Here is a 16,645-nt window from a genome sequence, read left to right as displayed (position 1 = left end):
AAAAAAGGCTTTTTATCCTTTAAACTCCATACTTTTAAAATCAAGTGGATTAACATTTTCTTGCATGATATTAATGTGTTCTTTATCTTGTAAGCGTTTGTCATCTCTAAATACAGCACGCACTAAATCCATGCCTGTGTAAAAGTCTTTCATCAATACCATAAACAAATAACGTCCAAATTCACTTGTATATAAGGTATTGTTTTCTTTTTTTATAGCCTTGCTTAGTTTAAGGCCTAAAAGTTCTATGAAAAGATCTTTTTCTAAATTACATTCTAAAGTTTTGTTAAATTTATCAATTTCGATTTTACCGGTAAACATTTCGGTTAAAAAGACATATTTGATGATTTCTTTTTTACCAAAATTAGCTTTAGCAATATTTGCATTTTGCTTTTCTTTGATGAGTTTAGAATAATCATTTAAATTAAAAGCATTGATTAAAAGCTCTCCATCTAAAAAGCTAAAAGCCCCGCTTCCCACGCCCAAATACTCATGATGGCTACTTACATACTCATCATTAAAGTTACTTTTTTCTAAAGAAAATGACCATGCGTTATTTCTTTCATAATCTTTGAAAAAATCTACAATGATTTTATAAAACTCAAATTCATTATCTTTAAAACTTACTCCTAGAGTTTTTGCAATATTATCTTTTGTGAGGTTTGATTTCATCAAAGGATAAGTTGTGATTTGTTGAGGTTTTAAGCTTTTGGCTATTTCTAAATCATTGAGTAATTGCTCTTTAGTTTGAGAAGGAAAATTAAAAATCAAATCAAGACTCATAATAGGAAGCACACCTATGGCTTTAGAGAGTTTTTCTTGAAGTTCTTTACTTGAGCCAAATTTATGGTATCTTGCTACTTTTTTTAAAGTATCATCATCAAAACTTTGTATACCACAACTTAAACGATCTATAAGCCCTTTAAACATTTCTAATTTTTTTGGGTCAATATGGTTTGGATCGGTTTCGCAAGAAATTTCTTTGATATTAAATAATTTTTTGCAAAGTTCTAAAGTTTTAGCAAGCTCTTCTTCGTTGATCAAAGTAGTACCACCACCCACATACATAGAGGTAAAATCAAATCCTTTATCTTTGATTTGTTTAATTTCTTCTCTTAAACTTTCAAAATATCTTTTTGCTAAATCTTCATTGTAGTAATACTTATGAAAACTACAATATGGGCAAAAAGTATGGCAAAATGGTATATGAGCATAAAGCATATAAGATTTTTTTGGATTAACTTTTTTTTCTTGTCCTTCTTTTAAAAGTTTCACATCAAAACCATTCTCTAAAGATTTTTGCATAGCCTTGTGTGAGTAAGAAAGAGCTAAGTTTTGTAAAAAATTCATATTTTTCCTAAATTTTCATTTTGTAGTTATTTAAAAAGACTATAATTGTATCATATTTTTACAAAGGCTTTATAATGAAAAAGATTTTTATAGCATTTTTTGTATTTTTGTTAGGATTTATAAGTGTGTCAAATTCTGCACCTTTAGATGAAATTTTTCAAGATGTTAATATTTCAGGTAGTATGCGTTATCGTTTCGAGCATAATAGCCCAAAAGATAGAGGAAATAATAATTTTAATCAAAGAATTCAAATTCAAATGCATTGATGATTTATGAAAAAAGTAATTTTAGTATTTATCTTTTTTGCAAATATAGCTAATTGCATCCCTATTGAAGAAGCTGTTAAAAACTTCCTGTGCCACCAAAGAAATGTTATTATTGTGTAGTAGATGATAATAGTTCAAAAATAACTAAGCCTTAAAGGCTCAGTTGTTATAAAAGTTTTCCTTTAAATTTTCTTCCATAGCTTTGATGTTTTCTTTTGACTCTTCTTTAGCGTTAAATCCTCCACCAAAAGCTTTCATAACATCTACAATGGAATTTGCAAGCTCATAAGATGAATTAGTATAAGAAAGTTTAGCATTTAAGTAATTTCTTTGATCTTGTAAAAAATCAGCCAAGTTAATCACACCATTTTCATATCTTAAGGTAGAAATTTCATAAATTTTACTTTGAGCTAGAAATAAATTTTTATAATTTTGCTCATTTTCATAATAGCTTTGGCGGTTAAATAAAGCAAGTCTTATCTCTCCAAAGGCTGTTTTTAATGTATTTTCATATTGTAAAAAAGCTTCATCTTTGGTAAGTTTTGCAATATTAACATTATTCATAATCTCACCCCAATGAAAAATCGGCATTGCAAAATTTCCAGCTACATTCCAAGTATTGCTTCCATGTTTAACTAAAAGATCTAAATCATTACTTTGAAAGCCCAAAAGTCCTGTTAAAGAAAGGTTTGGCAAAAATGCAGTTCTAGCTACTCCAACAAGATAGTTTTTTTCTTCTAAAATTTTTAAACTAGCTTGCACATCAGGTCTTTGAAGCAAAATTTCACTGCCAATGCCCTCAGGTATGTTAAGCTCGTATTGTCCTATTTTTTTATACTCTATGCTATTATAAAGTATATCATCAATATCATTTGAAGTTAAGATTTTTAAAGCTTTAGTATTAGCTTCTTTTTGAATTTTAGCATTTGTGAATAAAACTCTTGAATTTTCAAGCTCAGCTTTAAATTTGTTAAGCTCATACTCACTAATTACTCCAAGTTTAAAATGCTCTAATTTTAACTCATAAGTTTTTTGATAACTTTGGGTTGTTTCTTCTAAAATTTTTACTTGCTCGCTTAAGCTTGCTAGGTTAAAATAAGTTTTTACTACATTAGAAATTAAACTCAATCTCGCACTTTCATAGTCAAACTCACTAGCTTGCAATTTTGCTTTTGAGGCACCATAAGTATCTCTGTATTTACCCCATAGATCTACTTCATAGCTTAAATTTAAACCCATATTAAAATCGTTACCATAAGCAAACTGATTGCTTTTATTGCTTGGAGCATTAATGCTAGTTTTTCCTCTTGCTCCACTAGCGCTTGCATCAAGCTTAGGAAGCAAATCGCTTCTTGCTATACCTAAAGTTTCATAAGCTTTTTGTAAATTCATATATGCAATTTGCAAGTCGTTATTATTTTTTAAAGCTTGATCGACTAAGGTATTTAAATAATTATCATCAAAAGCTTTCCACCACTGTTTATTAATGCTAATATTTTGGTCTAAGCTTTTGGTGTAATTTACATCTTTGATTTCTAAATTTGGTTTTAAACTACAAGCTGTTATTAAAAAACAACTTGCAAAAATTATTAACTTATGCATGTTTTTTACCTCTTTTTTTATCAAGCCATTGATTAAAACTTTCTAGTAAATAGAAAAATAAAGGTACAAAGAAAATAGCTATAGTGGAAGCTGCTATCATGCCCCCTATAACACCTGTACCTATTGCATGACGACTCGCACTTCCTGCTCCATAAGCAAAATATAAAGGTAAAATACCACAAATAAATGCTAATGAAGTCATTACAATAGGTCTAAATCTTAACTTAGCTGCGCTAATAGAAGCTTCAAAAATACTTTTTCCTTTTTTAAGATGTTCTTCCATAGCAAACTCAACAATCAAAATAGCGTTTTTAGCTGAAAGACCTATTAAAAGTAAAAGTCCTGTTTGAAAATATATATCATTTTCTAAACCTCTAAGCCATACAAGAAGTAAAGAACCAAACACTGCAAAAGGTACAGCAGTGATTACTGCTAAAGGCATGAGCCATCTTTCATACTGAGCTGCTAGAATCAAAAATACAAATAAAAGTCCTAACATAAATGCTATTTGTCCTGCGCCACTACTTGTAACTTCTTGATAAGCAGATCCTGCCCAAGCAATAGAATAATCCTCTCCTAAAGTTTCTTTAGCAACTTGTGCAATAGCATCAATGGCTTGTCCTGAGGTATAGCCTGGAGCAGGATCACCTTGCACTAGTGCTGATGGGAACATATTAAAGCGTTTTACATCATCAGGTCCAACACCTCTGTGAAGAGTTAAAACGCTATCTAGGGCTATCATAGAGCCATCTTTTGCTCTAACGAAAATATTCTTTAATGCATTTTGTGTATTTCTAAAATCTCCTATGGCGCTGATATTTACACGATAATTTTTTCCAAGCATAGAAAAATCATTCACATAATAAGTCCCTATAGTAGCATTTAGCGTGCTAAATACATCTGCTAAATTTAAACCATAAAGTTTTACTTTGTCACGATCAATTTCTAATTTTAATTGTGGAAAATTAGTATCAAGTGTCGTTCTTACATTGTTGAGTTCAGGACGTTTATTTGCTGCTTCAACTAATTTATTTACATCTGCTTGAATTTCATCATAGCTTTTACCACCACGATTTTGCGCATACATTTCAAAACCACCGGTCAAACTTAAACCTTGGATTGGCGGTGGATTTATAAAGAAAGTTTGGAAGTTTGGATTTAAAAAATATTGTTTATTATAAGATCCAACTATATTAAAACTGCTCAAGTTTCTATTATCCCAATCTTTTAAATTAACAAACATAGCTCCAGAATTTTCTTTTAAAGATCCTGTGAAAAGATCATATCCTATAAGTCCAACAACATCGGTTATGTTTTTATTTTTAAGAATTTCTTCAGTCATTGCATCCATTGCGCTTGTGGTTCTGTGTAAAGAAGAAGCTGCGGGTAAATTTACTACGGATAGAAAATTTCCTTGATCTTCAGGTGGAACTAATGAGTTTGGCACAATTTTAAAAAGTCCATATAAACCGCCAAGTAGAATAAAAAATATAAGCACAAAACGTATAGTCCTTTTTAATATATATGCTACACCTTTGCCAAATACTTCAGTTGACCAATCAAAAATGTCGTTAAATTTTTTTACTAAATAAAACGGCTTACCTTCGTTTCTTTTTAAAAAGATTGCACAAAGTGATGGGGTTAAAGTTAAGGCAACAAATCCTGAAATTGCAACGGAAATTGCTAGTGTTATAGCGAATTGCTTTTGAATTTCTCCCACAAAACCAGATATAAATGAAACAGGTATAAATACCGCACAAAGTACAAGAACGATAGATACAACAGGTGCAGCAACTTCATCCATTGCTTTTATAGCTGCTTCTTTTATGCTTATATTAGGATCTTCATGCATAATTCTATCGATATTTTCAACCACAATAATTGCATCATCAACAACAATACCAATGGCTAATACTAAGGCAAAAAGTGTAAGTAGGTTAATACTAAAGCCTAAGACATATAATCCTGCAAAAGTTCCCAAAATAGATACAGGTACAGCAATCATAGGTATGATGGTTGAGCGGAAATTTTTTAAGAATAAATACATTACAATCACAACTAAAATGAGAGCTTCAAAAAAGGTTTTTATCACTTCTTTAATGGAAGCTTTAATAAATATAGTTGTATCATAAGGAACTTTATAAGCTAAACCTTCGGGAAAATTTTTTGAAAGTTCTTCAAATTTTTTCTGTACTAATTCAGCTGTGTTTACTGCATTTGCTCCAGTTTGTAAGAAAATCAAAATAGGGGTTGCGTCATTTCCGTTTAATCTACCATTGAATGTATATTCTCTTGAGCCCAAAGAAACTTCAGCCACATCTTTAAGTCTTAAAAAAGAACCATCGCTATTTGCTTTTATGATAATTTCTTCAAATTCTTTGGTATTTTTTAACCTTCCTTGCATAGTTACTGAATACACATAAGGAGATCTTTCTATCAAAGGCTCTTGACCTATCTTACCAGTAGCATATTGAGTGTTTTGCTCGCTAACTGCAGCAATAACATCAGTAGCAGTAACTTGATATTTGTTTAATAAATCAGGATTGAGCCAAATTCTCATAGAATAATTTCTTGAGCCAATAGCCACAGCATTACCTACACCAGGAACTCTAGCAAGATCATCTAGGATATTTAATGCAGCATAATTATACACTTCAAGCGAATTCATAGAACCATCAGGGGAGTATAAAGTAGCAACTTCTAAAATACTTGAACCAGTTTTTCTTACACTAACTCCGGTTTTTTTAACATCTTCAGGTAGTTTAGCCATAGCAGCTGAAATTCTGTTGTTAACATCAACTGTTGCTTGGTCAGGGTCTGTACCTATATTAAAGTATACACTTAAACTCATATCTCCTGAAGAACTTGAGGTTGAATCCATATAAATCATATTTTCAACCCCATTGATTGCATCTTCAAGAGGAATAGCTACTGTTTGAGCTACTGTTTGAGCATCGGCTCCCGCATAAGTAGCACTTACTTTTACAACGGGTGGAGTTAAAGAAGGATATTGTTCAACAGGTAAAGAATAAAGGCCTATAATCCCTGCTAAAGAAATGATAATAGCTACAACAGAAGCAAATACAGGTCTTTCTATGAAAAATTTAGAAAACATTATTTATTCTCCATTATGCTAACACTTGCACCAGGACGGATCTTTTTGAAGTTATTTAAAATAAGTTTATCTCCATTTTTTAAACCTTTATCAATAATTGCTCTATCAGAGGTTTGATAGATAACATTAACAACGGTTTTAACTACTTTTCCATCTACTAAGGTATAAACATAAGTAGCGCTATCATCTTGTAAAAGCGCAACTTGAGGAATTTCAAAGCCATCTTTTTGAACAAAACCACTAACATGAACATTTGCAAAAGAACCAGGCATCAAATTTGAGTTGTTATTATCGAAAATAGCCTTTGCTTTTACCGCACCACTACGAGTGTCTATAACGCTATCTATAAAATATAATTTTCCATTAAAAAGTTCACCGCCAATATTAGCTTGTACTTGAATATCTTCTAGTTGCCAATTTCCACTTTGAAGATTTTTATTCATATTGATTTTATCTACATCAGAAATATAAAAGTCTGCAAAGATAGGGTTGATATTTGTAATGCGCACAAGTTCGCTTGATGAAGCATTTACATAATCTCCCACATCCATTAATGTATCACCTAAAACTCCATCAAATGGGGCACTTACTACGGTGTATTTTAAGTCTAATTTTGCATTAGCAAGTTTTGCTCTAGCGCTTTCTAAATTAGCTTTTGTAGAATTAAATTTAGCTAAGCTTGCATCAAATTCTTTTTGTGAAATAGCATTTTTTTCTATTAAAATTTGATCTCTTTTAAAATTTTTTTCAGCATCATCAAAGCTGGCTCTTGCGACTAGAGCTTCTCCATAAGCTATATTTACACTTGATTGGTATTTATCAGGTTCTATAAGAAAAAGTTTATCACCTTTTTTTACAGCTTGACCGCTTTTGAAGTATTTTTGCTTAATTTCGCCACTTACTTTAGGTTTGATGAGTACATCTAGTTCAGTGCTTAATCTAGCAGGATAAGTAAATTCTAAAGGTAAATTGGCGCTTTGCATGATCATAATATTAACAGGTTGAGGAGGGAGTTGTTTAACTTGCGCATTTTTATCTTCTGAGCATGCTACAAAGATAAGTGAAGCACAAGTTAGAGTTAAAAGTTTTGTTTTCATTAGCTTCCTTAAAAAATTTAGTCGAACAAAAAAAGTAATTTATATTACAAAATTATATTTGGGGAAAATTCTATCAATATAGAGTTAATTAAAGTTAATAATCCCCTTGGTAAAGAGTTTTACGATTTTTGATGCATGTTCTTCTTGTTCTTTTTTATCCATCAGTACTTTGTTTCCAAAAATGCTTTGCATAAAAAAAGTTCCTCTTAACATAGCACAAAATGTAATGCTTAGAAATTCAGCATTATTGGCTAAATATTCATTTTCCATTTCAAATCTTTTTCGTAAAACATTTTCAACTTCTTTGCGATTATTACCTTTAAACCATGAAGAAAAATCAAATTTATCATTATAAATTTGAGAGTATAAAAGTCTTACTATGGAAATGGTTTTTTTGTTATTGAAAATTTTTAAATAAGCTAATGAATATTGGTACAAATACTCTTCTAAGTTTAGTTCATTTGTGATTTTCATATTCTTTTTTAAATTAGCTAAAAAATGGTTTTCAGCAAAATCATTTAATATATCTTCAAACAAACCTTCTTTGCTTTTAAAATGTTTGTAGACGCTAGAAAAAGATCCTCCAGTTTGTTTGATGATATCCTTAAGATTGGTTGCTTCGTAGCCATTTTCTAAAAACGACTCCGCAGCAATTTGTTTGATTTTTTCAAGCCTTGCTTGAGATTTTGAAGAAAGTCTTTTTTTCATTTTAGTGTTTTTTATGCTCTATAATTGAGTTTTGAGGATACACAAAATTACTTTCTCTTGTGATTATGATGTTTTTATCATCAAGTGCATAAGCTTTGATAGTTAAAGGTATTACGGTATCTTTCCTATCATTATCAGCTAGTTTTTTAGTAGCTTTTAAAACAACTATATGTTTATCTTTTTCACCAGCTTTTAGTTTAAAAGGTTTTTTTGGTCTAATGATTTCTAAACTATCTTCAATACCTTGTAATTTCACATCAAAATAATACTCATGAGTTTTATTATCTGTATTTTGAAATAAAAATACATAAGCATTACTAATGATTAATTCTCCATCATGGGCTTTTCTAATTTGATAAAGCTCGCTAGAACGATTGATGTTTAAAAGCATATTTTCTTTTTTACTTCCCATTAAAATTAAGGCTACAAAAACACCACATAAAACCACTAAATATCCAATAGTTCTAAATCTAAAATATTTTACTTTTTCTCTTGTTTCAATAGCTTTTGCACTAGTCCAGTTAATCAAACTAGGGCGATCAAATTTAGCTTGAATTTTTGAACAAGCATCAGCACATTCAAGACAGTTAATACACTCAAGTTGCATTCCTTGGCGTATATCTATATGAGTAGGGCAAATTTTTACACAGGCTTCACAACCTATACATTCACCTTGTGGTGGTTTTTGGTAAAGTTTAGTATGTCCATCATAAATCACACCGCCTCTTTTATCATCATAAATAACTTGAACGGTATTATTGTCAAACATTACAGATTGAATTCTTGCATAAGGACATACATAAACACAAAATTTTTCACCCAAATACACTATATCAAAAGTAAAGGCTAAAGAAGCACAAAATAAAATCCCCAAAAGCAATAAATGATCAGCAGGATTTTGAATATATACAAAAAAATCTTCAGGTGGTACAAAATACCATAAAAATACACTTATCATTAATAGAGAAAAAAGATAAAAAATCACAATACTTAAAACTTTTTGAACAAAAAATCCATCAGCTTGTTTTTGTTTGTTTGCGGTGCTTTTGTGAATTTTAAAGATTTTTGTTTGCAATAAATCTCTATAAATAACTCTAGCAATGGTTTGAGGACAACTCCATGCACACCAAATTCTTCCTGCTAGGGTAGTAACAAAAAGTATAGTTAAAAACATACCCATGATAATAAAAGGCATTAAATAAAGCTCCTGGGTATCAAAAGCAATAAAAAATAAATTAAGTTTTTTATGGTCAAAACTTAATAAAAAGAAATGATTTCCATTGATTTTGACAAAAGGCAACGCTATGAAAATAATCATAGAAATGATATAAGCTATATATCTTTTTTTAGTATAATTGGTAATACAAGCACTCATTTTATTTTCCTTGAGAAATATTTTTTTAATTGTAGTACTAGAAAAATTAAACCAAACTTTGTCTTAATTTGAGAATTTATATTTAATTTTTATTTATGTAATTATTACAAAAATAAATTTTATTTTCAAGTGAAATTGTGATATAATCCTTATTTTTAATTTTATTTAAGAAAGGTGGTGAGGGTCGTGCCAGGAATCAAGGTACATCCTAACGAGTCTTTTGATGAAGCGTATAGAAAATTCAAAAAACAAGTAGATAGAAATCTAGTTGTTACTGAAGTTCGCGCAAGAAGATTTTTTGAGCCTATGACTGAAATTCGCAAAAAACAAAAAATTTCAGCTCGCAAAAAAATGCTTAAAAGACTTTATATGCTTAGACGCTACGAGTCAAGACTCTAATACCAAAAAGCCGAGAAATCGGCTTTTCTTCATTGATTACTTATGTTTCTTTGGGTTTTAATTATTCATTTTTTTGGACTTATTTTACCAGGACCTGATTTTTTCTTAGTAAGTTCTTATGCTTTAAGAGAAGGTATTAAGAGTGCTTTAAAAGCTAGCTTGGGCGTGAGTTTGGCTATGAGTGTGTGGATTATACTTTCTATACTTGGTTTGAGTGTTATTTTTCATCAATTTCCGTTTTTACAGATTGCTTTATCAAGTTTTGGGGCTTGTTATCTTTTATATTTAGCTTATAGAATTTACAAAAATGCAAAAATAGGTAATATAAAAGTTCAAAAAACTCATATATCCGCATTTTTAAGTGGGATGATTACAAATTTATCTAATCCAAAAGTTATTTTTTATTTTGCTAGTGTTTTTGCAAGTTTTGATTTTATCCAAATGCGGTGGATGTTGATAGTTTTAATTTTTGTTTTGATTTTAGAAACTATAATTTATTTTTCTTTAGTTTCTTTACTATTTTCAAAACCTTTCATGGTAAGAATTTATCAAAAGAATTTAAAACTCATTGATTATTTAAGTGCTTTTATATTTTTTGTTTTTGCTATGTCTATTTTAAGTAGTAATTTAATGACTATGGTAAATTAAAGCAATTAATTTTTATTAATACTTTTTTTGTTAAAATCTTATTTAAGTTAAACTTATTAAATTATAGGAAAGATCATGAAACACATTAAAACTATACTTAAACTTAGTATGATAAGCGGTATTGCTGCAATAAGCGCAGGTGCTTTAAGTGCATGTAGCAACAATACAAGTGATTCTAATAATGCAGTAAGTCAAGCAGCAAATGCTCAAGGTGCTTTTGTTATCATCGAAGAAACTGCTCCAAATCAATATAAAATCAAAGATCAATTTCCAAGTGATGAAACTAGGGTGGTTTTAAAACAACTTGATGGCACAGAAAGAGTTTTAAGTAAAGAAGAAATGGATAAGCTAATCCAAGAAGAAGCTGCTAAAATAGACAATGGTACTTCAAATTTAACAAATCCAAATAACGCTCAAATGAGTAGCGGAGGGCTTTCTTTAGGTGAAACATTGCTTGCAAGTGCAGCTGGTGCTATACTTGGTAGTTGGATAGGCTCAAAGCTTTTTAATAATCAAAATTTCGCAAATCAACAAAGGGGAGCATTTTCAAATCAAAGTGCTTACCAAAGAAGTGTAAATAGTTTTAATAAAGCAAGCACAAGTGCCACTTCAGGCTCAAGTGCGAAAAAATCAGGCTTTTTTGGCGGTGGTTCTAAAGCTACTTCAAGTTCTTCTAGCTCTTTTGGCTCTTAAGGGTGTAAAATGAATTTTTTAAAAGTAAATCCTTTAGAAAAATCTTACTTAGATCAAATTGGCTTTTCATGGCATACAGATAATGATGGAAGTGATTATTTAGATTCTAACTTAGTTTGTGTGAAAGAAAATGAAGCAAATGCATATTATGAAGCAGTGAATGAGCTTTATGATATGTTTGTAGCTGCTGCGCAAGAAGTGATTGATAATGATCGTTTTGATGAGCTTGGAATTCCTTTTAATTTAGTTGATGCGATTAAGATGAGTTGGGAAAATGATGTGCATTGGCATTTATATGGAAGGTTTGACTTAGCAGGTGGGCTTGATGGCAAGCCTATAAAGCTAATAGAATTTAATGCTGATACTCCAACATCTTTATTTGAAAGTGCTATTTTACAATGGGCTATTTTAAAGCAAAACAACCTAGATGAAAGTTCGCAATTTAATAATATATATGAAGCCTTAAAAGATAATTTTAAAAGACTTATCACTTTAGAAGAAGATGTAAGCGAGTTTGAAAAGTATTATGAGGGTTGGAAGATATTATTTTCTTCAATTGCAGGTAGTGATGAGGATATGATTACAACCAAACTTTTAGTACATATTGCTAGTGAAGCAGGTTTTGAGAGTGAGTTTTCTTTTATAGATGAAGTAGAATTTTCGCCTGAAGGTGTTTTTAAAAATGATGTAAATTTTGAGTATTTTTTCAAACTCATTCCGTGGGAAAGTATAGCCATAGAAGAGGGTGAGCTTGCTATGCTTTTAACGCAAATCATGCAAAATCAAAAAGCAATCATTTTAAATCCTGCTTATACTTTACTGTTTCAAAGCAAGGGTATAATGAAAATTTTATGGGAGCTTTATCCAAACCACCCTTTACTGCTTGAAACAAGTGATCAACCTTTAGTGGGTAAAAAATGTGTTAAAAAACCTGTTTTTGGTAGAGAAGGAGCCAATGTTTCCATTATAGAAGCTAATGGAGATGTAAGTTTTGAAACAAAGGGAGATTACCAAAATAATCGCTTTGTATATCAAGAATTTGCTGAGTTTAACAAAAATGAAAATGATTATTATCAAGCAGGGGTTTTCTTTGCTTATGAGGGTTGTGGATTAGGTTTTAGAAAAGGTGGATTAGTGCTTGATAATTATTCTAAATTTGTAGGGCATATAGTAAAAGATTAATGAAAATAGTGTGCTTAGATGCTGCCACCTTAGGTGGAGCGGATTTAACGGCTTTTGAAAGTCTTGGCGAGTTTATGAGTTATGATTTAACTTCTAAAGATGAGGTTATCACAAGAATAGCTAATGCACAAGTTTTGATGATAAATAAAATCATCATTGATAAAGAAGTGATAGACAATACCAACTTAAAGCTTATTTTGCAACTTGGTACCGGGGTAAATAATATAGATGTAGCTTATGCAAATTCTAAAGGTATAGTGGTAAAAAATGCAGCTAGTTATTCTACAAAAAGTGTTTTAAGTCATACCTTTGCCTTGCTTTTTGCTTTTTTAAATCAAATTCCATATTATGATAAATGGAGCAAAGAAGGCAAATGGTGTGAGAGTAAAATGTTTTGTGATTTTAGCAAGACTTTGCATACTTTAACTGGTAAAAAACATGGCATTATAGGACTTGGAGCTATAGGTAAAGAAGTGGCTAAGGTTTCTCAAATGTTTGGTTCTAAAATTTGTTACTATTCTACCTCAGGGACTAATAATAATGATGAATATGAAAAAGTAAGTCTTGAAGAGCTTTTAAAAACTTGTGATGTAATTAGTATTCACGCACCTTTAAATGAAAAAACAAAAAATTTATTAAGTAAAAAAGAGCTAATGCTTTTAAAAGATGATGCTATTTTGATTAATGTAGGACGCGGTGGAATCATCAATGAAACAGATTTAGCTCAAGTTATGAATGAGAAAAATATCAAAGCAGGGCTTGATGTGCTTGAAATAGAACCTATGATTAAAAATCATCCTTTACTTAGTATAAAAAATAAAGAAAATTTAATTATCACTCCACATGTTGCATGGGCAAGTGAAGAATCTATACAAAATTTAGTCCAAATTGTATTTAATAATCTTAAGGAGTTTATAGAAAATGGCAAGTGAACATAGTTTTGATATTAGTGGGGAAATTGATAAGCAAGAGTTAAAAAATGCTTTAGAGCAAGCTAAAAAAGAACTTGATAGTAGATATGATTTAAAAGGCATTAAAAGTGAAATAGAGTTAAATGAAAAAGAAAGTGTTTATAAACTTATTTGCTCTAGCGAAGCAAAGCTTGAAGTGCTAAAAGATATTGTTATTTCAAAGCTTATTAAAAGAGGGATAAACCCTAATGGTATTAAAGAGTTAAGCAGGGAAAGTGGAGCAAATTTTAGACTAAATTTAAAAGTTAATGACGCTATTGATACTGATAGTGCTAAGAAGATTAATAAAGCTATAAAAGATAGCAAGCTAAAGGTAGCTTCAAGCATTAGAGGTAATGAAATTCGCGTAGTTGGTAAGCAAATTGATGATTTACAAAGCGTGATGAAAATAGTAAAAGAACTCAATTTAGAACTTAATCTTAGTTTTAAAAACCTTAAATGAAAACTTTACTTCAAATATTTTTTTTGTGTTTTGTGTGTGTTTTTTTAAGCTCTTGTGCTTTAAAAAGCAAAACACAAGCACAAAGTACTTATGTTATTTTAAAAACCTCAGAGTTTAAATTTGCTGATTATGGTTTTTTATATGAGGGAAAAAAATTTACAAGTTTAGAGCTTTATAATGCTTCTAAAGCCTTGCTTGAGTTAAAAATTAGCGATAAAATTTGCGTTAATGGCATATGCTATGCAAAAACTTTTTTTAATAAAAGATTTTTTAATAATGAATATTATGATGATTTTTTACAAGATCTAATCTACAAAAAGCCTATTTTTTATGGAAAAAATAAACAAACTACCTCTTGTGGTTTTACTCAAAAGATTATAAGTAAAAATTATGATATTTTTTATGAAGTTTGTGATAAAAATATGAGTTTTAATGATAAAAAATCCAAAATCAAATTTAGCATAAAGTTAATATAAAGGAAAATATGAAAGATTTAAAACTTTTTCTTAATGATACTTTTAAAAGTAATATCTATAAAAACTTACAATGCAGTGAAGATGAAATTTTAATCTTAAAACATTTGTGCAAAAATTATTTGCAGGCAAATGCAAGCATTAATGCTTATAATCTTCTTAGTGAAGTTTTTAAAAATGATGAATATGAGTATTTAGATCATTTAAAAGATCTTAAAAATCTTATAGAAAAAGGTTTTATTGTTCAAATTTTTTCTGATTTTAAAGCAAGTAAAAATTCAAGTTTGCTTTTAAATTTATTACAATGTGAGTTAAGTTTAAGTGAAGTTTTCTTGCAAGTTTTAGAAAATAAAAGCATACAAGATTATATGCAAGATCAAATTTATGAAGATCATATTGCGTATTTAAAAGATGAATTTTTTAAAATCGAGCTTTATCAAAGATTGCGTTTTTTTGCTAAAAGCTCTCAAAGTAAGAATATTAAAAAAGAGATAGCAACCTTTGAAGCATATATTAAAGAGCGTTTAAAGAAAAGTAAAATTTCTAATGTTTTAGCAGAGATTTTTAAAGAATATGCTTTAAACGATAATGAATGTTTGATATTTATTAGTTTGTTAAAAGAAGAGTATTTGCTAAATACTGAAAATTCTTATAGCAGAGATTTTAATTTTTTACTTCATTTAATTAGTGAAGATGATGCGCAAAAGCAAGAAAACAAAGCTCTGTTAGAAGAAGATTCTAAGTTACTTAGTTCAAATCTTTTAGAATATGATGAATTTGTTAATTCTTTGGGTGATATAACTAAGATTTTTTATTTAAGTGATGATATTTTACAAAGAATTATTAATTTCAAAGAGCCAAAGAAAAATAAAAAAATTAAACTTCAAAATTTGGTTAAAGAACAAGATATCTTTGAGCTAATCGAGCCAAATATCAATATAGATGATGTTATTATGCCTCAAAGTACTAAAGATCTATTAGAAAGTATATTAAAACAACAAGATAAAAAGGTTTTAGAAAGATTAAATAAATGGGGTATAAAAACTAATAAAAATATAGAAGCTAAGATAATTTTCTATGGTCCTGCTGGTACAGGTAAGACTATGAGTGCATTAAGTATGGCAAAAGCTATGAAAAAATCTATTTTGAGTTTTGATTGCTCAAAAATTTTAAGTAAATATGTGGGTGAGAGTGAGCAAAATGTAAGAAAGATTTTTGATACTTATAAAGAACTTTGTCAAACAAGTAAGCAAAGTCCTATTTTGCTTTTAAATGAGGCGGATCAATTTTTAAGTACAAGAGTAGAAAGTAGTGCTGGTGCTGATAAAATGCATAATCAAATGCAAAATATTTTTTTAGAGCAAATTGAGCGTTTTAGTGGAGTTATCATAGCTACAACAAACTTTTTAGAAAGTTTAGATGTGGCTTTTTCAAGAAGGTTTGAGTATAAAATCGAATTTAAAAAGCCAAATTATGAACAACGCTTAATGATATGGCAAAAGGCTTTGCCTAAAAATGCTAAATTTGACGATAGTTTTGATTTAAAAAATTTAGCTTCATATGAATTAAGTGGAGCTCAAATTGTAATGGTAGTTAAAAACACAGCTTTAAAAGCGGCTATTTCTAAAGATGGTGTTTTTAAAATGAGTGATTTTTTACATACTATAGAAAAAGAAATAGAAACTTCGTTTGATAAAAATAAGATAGTTGGTTTTAAAAATTAAAATTCACACAAATTTCACAAGCAAACAATATCATTCTTTCAACTTTTATTTAAAGGAGAAAAAATGAAAATGAAATTAATGGTAGCTAGTTTAGTTTGTGCAAGTTCTATGTTTGCAGATATGGTTGTTAGCCCAAATGCTTTACCTCAAAAGGCTCAAGAATTTTTAAACACTCATTTTAAAGGTGTAAATGTAGGTTATGTAAAGCAAGATGTAGATTCTTATGAAGTAAATTTAGTTGATGGAACTGAAATTGATTTTATCATTAATGGAGACTGGAAAGAAGTTGATGGAAAATATAAAGCAATTCCAACAGGATTTATCCCAAAAGAAGTTATTGCAAAAGTACAAGCAGCACAACCAAATGCAGCTATTGTAGAAGTAGATAAAAAAATCAATGGTTATAAATTCAGAACAAACAATATGATGGAAATTTATACAGATTTTAAAGGTAATATTTTAGGTCAAAAATTTGATGATTAATCACCTAAACCAAACCCTAAGGTTTGGTTATCATTTAAAACTTCTTCTTCCTAGCATCTTCTAAGATATCATTAGCTATTTTATTTACATTATCAGATATAGCTGCACTATCTTTTG

The 16,645-nt window shown here is 29.5% G+C and carries 16 protein-coding genes; 10 read left to right on the top strand and 6 right to left on the bottom strand.

Annotation, left to right across the window (positions count from 1 at the left end):
* Window positions 1–12: 12 nt before the first annotated feature.
* A complete protein-coding gene (locus ACOTVC_RS06415; RefSeq protein ID WP_421628023.1) occupies window positions 13–1,350 on the bottom strand; it encodes a coproporphyrinogen III oxidase family protein in 1,338 nt (445 codons plus the stop codon).
* A 74-nt stretch (window positions 1,351–1,424) separates the two neighbouring features.
* Between ACOTVC_RS06415 and ACOTVC_RS06410 the strand changes: the two genes are divergently transcribed.
* On the top strand, window positions 1,425–1,616 hold the full coding sequence (locus ACOTVC_RS06410) for a mini-MOMP protein (RefSeq protein ID WP_039642475.1): 192 nt from the start codon (window positions 1,425–1,427) through the stop codon (window positions 1,614–1,616).
* 159 nt (window positions 1,617–1,775) lie between these two features.
* On the opposite strand, the gene ACOTVC_RS06405 is transcribed toward ACOTVC_RS06410, so the two are convergent.
* From ACOTVC_RS06405 to ccoG, 5 genes are all read right to left on the bottom strand, one after another.
* Window positions 1,776–3,218, bottom strand: a complete 1,443-nt coding sequence (locus ACOTVC_RS06405) for an efflux transporter outer membrane subunit (RefSeq protein ID WP_421628020.1) — start codon at window positions 3,216–3,218, stop codon at window positions 1,776–1,778.
* Window positions 3,211–6,333: an efflux RND transporter permease subunit gene (locus tag ACOTVC_RS06400; protein ID WP_421628019.1), complete on the bottom strand. Its 3,123-nt coding sequence runs from the start codon at window positions 6,331–6,333 to the stop codon at window positions 3,211–3,213. Before ACOTVC_RS06400 ends, ACOTVC_RS06405 begins: the two co-directional genes overlap by 8 nt.
* Window positions 6,333–7,430: an efflux RND transporter periplasmic adaptor subunit gene (locus ACOTVC_RS06395; RefSeq protein WP_214099553.1), complete on the bottom strand. Its 1,098-nt coding sequence runs from the start codon at window positions 7,428–7,430 to the stop codon at window positions 6,333–6,335. Before ACOTVC_RS06395 ends, ACOTVC_RS06400 begins: the two co-directional genes overlap by 1 nt.
* A gap of 84 nt (window positions 7,431–7,514) precedes the next feature.
* Window positions 7,515–8,138: a TetR/AcrR family transcriptional regulator gene (locus tag ACOTVC_RS06390; protein WP_214099552.1), complete on the bottom strand. Its 624-nt coding sequence runs from the start codon at window positions 8,136–8,138 to the stop codon at window positions 7,515–7,517.
* Between the two features lies 1 nt (window position 8,139).
* Complete coding sequence (gene ccoG / locus ACOTVC_RS06385) at window positions 8,140–9,513, bottom strand: cytochrome c oxidase accessory protein CcoG (RefSeq protein ID WP_421628017.1); 1,374 nt, start codon at window positions 9,511–9,513, stop codon at window positions 8,140–8,142.
* 186 nt (window positions 9,514–9,699) lie between these two features.
* Between ccoG and rpsU the strand changes: the two genes are divergently transcribed.
* The 9 genes from rpsU to ACOTVC_RS06340 all read left to right on the top strand — a co-directional run bounded on the left by rpsU (window position 9,700) and on the right by ACOTVC_RS06340 (window position 16,528).
* On the top strand, window positions 9,700–9,912 hold the full coding sequence (gene rpsU, locus ACOTVC_RS06380; RefSeq protein ID WP_002780697.1) for a 30S ribosomal protein S21: 213 nt from the start codon (window positions 9,700–9,702) through the stop codon (window positions 9,910–9,912).
* A gap of 42 nt (window positions 9,913–9,954) precedes the next feature.
* Window positions 9,955–10,560 carry a LysE family transporter gene (locus ACOTVC_RS06375; RefSeq protein ID WP_214116299.1) on the top strand — a complete coding sequence of 202 codons (606 nt, stop codon included), beginning with the start codon at window positions 9,955–9,957 and terminating at the stop codon, window positions 10,558–10,560.
* A 75-nt stretch (window positions 10,561–10,635) separates the two neighbouring features.
* Window positions 10,636–11,253, top strand: a complete 618-nt coding sequence (locus ACOTVC_RS06370; protein ID WP_214099551.1) for a UPF0323 family lipoprotein — start codon at window positions 10,636–10,638, stop codon at window positions 11,251–11,253.
* Between the two features lie 9 nt (window positions 11,254–11,262).
* Window positions 11,263–12,435 (top strand): glutathionylspermidine synthase family protein, encoded by a 1,173-nt coding sequence (locus tag ACOTVC_RS06365; RefSeq protein ID WP_214116298.1) that lies wholly within the window; start codon window positions 11,263–11,265, stop codon window positions 12,433–12,435.
* Window positions 12,435–13,367 carry a D-2-hydroxyacid dehydrogenase gene (locus ACOTVC_RS06360; RefSeq protein WP_214116297.1) on the top strand — a complete coding sequence of 311 codons (933 nt, stop codon included), beginning with the start codon at window positions 12,435–12,437 and terminating at the stop codon, window positions 13,365–13,367. The genes ACOTVC_RS06365 and ACOTVC_RS06360 overlap by 1 nt, the downstream gene beginning before the upstream one ends.
* Window positions 13,357–13,848, top strand: coding sequence for a YajQ family cyclic di-GMP-binding protein (locus tag ACOTVC_RS06355; RefSeq protein ID WP_087684876.1), 492 nt, complete (start codon window positions 13,357–13,359; stop codon window positions 13,846–13,848). Before ACOTVC_RS06360 ends, ACOTVC_RS06355 begins: the two co-directional genes overlap by 11 nt.
* Window positions 13,845–14,324: a hypothetical protein gene (locus tag ACOTVC_RS06350; protein WP_039642465.1), complete on the top strand. Its 480-nt coding sequence runs from the start codon at window positions 13,845–13,847 to the stop codon at window positions 14,322–14,324. The genes ACOTVC_RS06355 and ACOTVC_RS06350 overlap by 4 nt, the downstream gene beginning before the upstream one ends.
* An 8-nt stretch (window positions 14,325–14,332) precedes the next feature.
* Window positions 14,333–16,045: an ATP-binding protein gene (locus tag ACOTVC_RS06345; RefSeq protein ID WP_214116296.1), complete on the top strand. Its 1,713-nt coding sequence runs from the start codon at window positions 14,333–14,335 to the stop codon at window positions 16,043–16,045.
* Between the two features lie 63 nt (window positions 16,046–16,108).
* Window positions 16,109–16,528 (top strand): PepSY-like domain-containing protein, encoded by a 420-nt coding sequence (locus ACOTVC_RS06340; RefSeq protein ID WP_039619466.1) that lies wholly within the window; start codon window positions 16,109–16,111, stop codon window positions 16,526–16,528.
* Window positions 16,529–16,645 lie beyond the last annotated feature (117 nt).

The organism is Campylobacter sp. GB48, from assembly GCF_049221845.1.
GTDB lineage: Bacteria > Campylobacterota > Campylobacteria > Campylobacterales > Campylobacteraceae > Campylobacter_D > Campylobacter_D lari_C.
Note: the sequence above shows the minus strand (reverse complement) of the source record. Positions and strands in the feature narration are given on the sequence as shown.

Bases quoted from the DNA above. Each gene is read 5' to 3' on its own strand.
- ACOTVC_RS06415 (WP_421628023.1), bottom strand. From the start codon at position 1,350: ATGAATTTTTTACAAAACTTAGCTCTTTCTTACTCACACAAGGCTATG.
- ACOTVC_RS06410 (WP_039642475.1), top strand. From the start codon at position 1,425: ATGAAAAAGATTTTTATAGCATTTTTTGTATTTTTGTTAGGATTTATA.
- ACOTVC_RS06405 (WP_421628020.1), bottom strand. From the start codon at position 3,218: ATGCATAAGTTAATAATTTTTGCAAGTTGTTTTTTAATAACAGCTTGT.
- ACOTVC_RS06400 (WP_421628019.1), bottom strand. From the start codon at position 6,333: ATGTTTTCTAAATTTTTCATAGAAAGACCTGTATTTGCTTCTGTTGTA.
- ACOTVC_RS06395 (WP_214099553.1), bottom strand. From the start codon at position 7,430: ATGAAAACAAAACTTTTAACTCTAACTTGTGCTTCACTTATCTTTGTA.
- ACOTVC_RS06390 (WP_214099552.1), bottom strand. From the start codon at position 8,138: ATGAAAAAAAGACTTTCTTCAAAATCTCAAGCAAGGCTTGAAAAAATC.
- ccoG (WP_421628017.1), bottom strand. From the start codon at position 9,513: ATGAGTGCTTGTATTACCAATTATACTAAAAAAAGATATATAGCTTAT.
- ACOTVC_RS06375 (WP_214116299.1), top strand. From the start codon at position 9,955: ATGTTTCTTTGGGTTTTAATTATTCATTTTTTTGGACTTATTTTACCA.
- ACOTVC_RS06370 (WP_214099551.1), top strand. From the start codon at position 10,636: ATGAAACACATTAAAACTATACTTAAACTTAGTATGATAAGCGGTATT.
- ACOTVC_RS06365 (WP_214116298.1), top strand. From the start codon at position 11,263: ATGAATTTTTTAAAAGTAAATCCTTTAGAAAAATCTTACTTAGATCAA.
- ACOTVC_RS06360 (WP_214116297.1), top strand. From the start codon at position 12,435: ATGAAAATAGTGTGCTTAGATGCTGCCACCTTAGGTGGAGCGGATTTA.
- ACOTVC_RS06355 (WP_087684876.1), top strand. From the start codon at position 13,357: ATGGCAAGTGAACATAGTTTTGATATTAGTGGGGAAATTGATAAGCAA.
- ACOTVC_RS06350 (WP_039642465.1), top strand. From the start codon at position 13,845: ATGAAAACTTTACTTCAAATATTTTTTTTGTGTTTTGTGTGTGTTTTT.
- ACOTVC_RS06345 (WP_214116296.1), top strand. From the start codon at position 14,333: ATGAAAGATTTAAAACTTTTTCTTAATGATACTTTTAAAAGTAATATC.
- ACOTVC_RS06340 (WP_039619466.1), top strand. From the start codon at position 16,109: ATGAAAATGAAATTAATGGTAGCTAGTTTAGTTTGTGCAAGTTCTATG.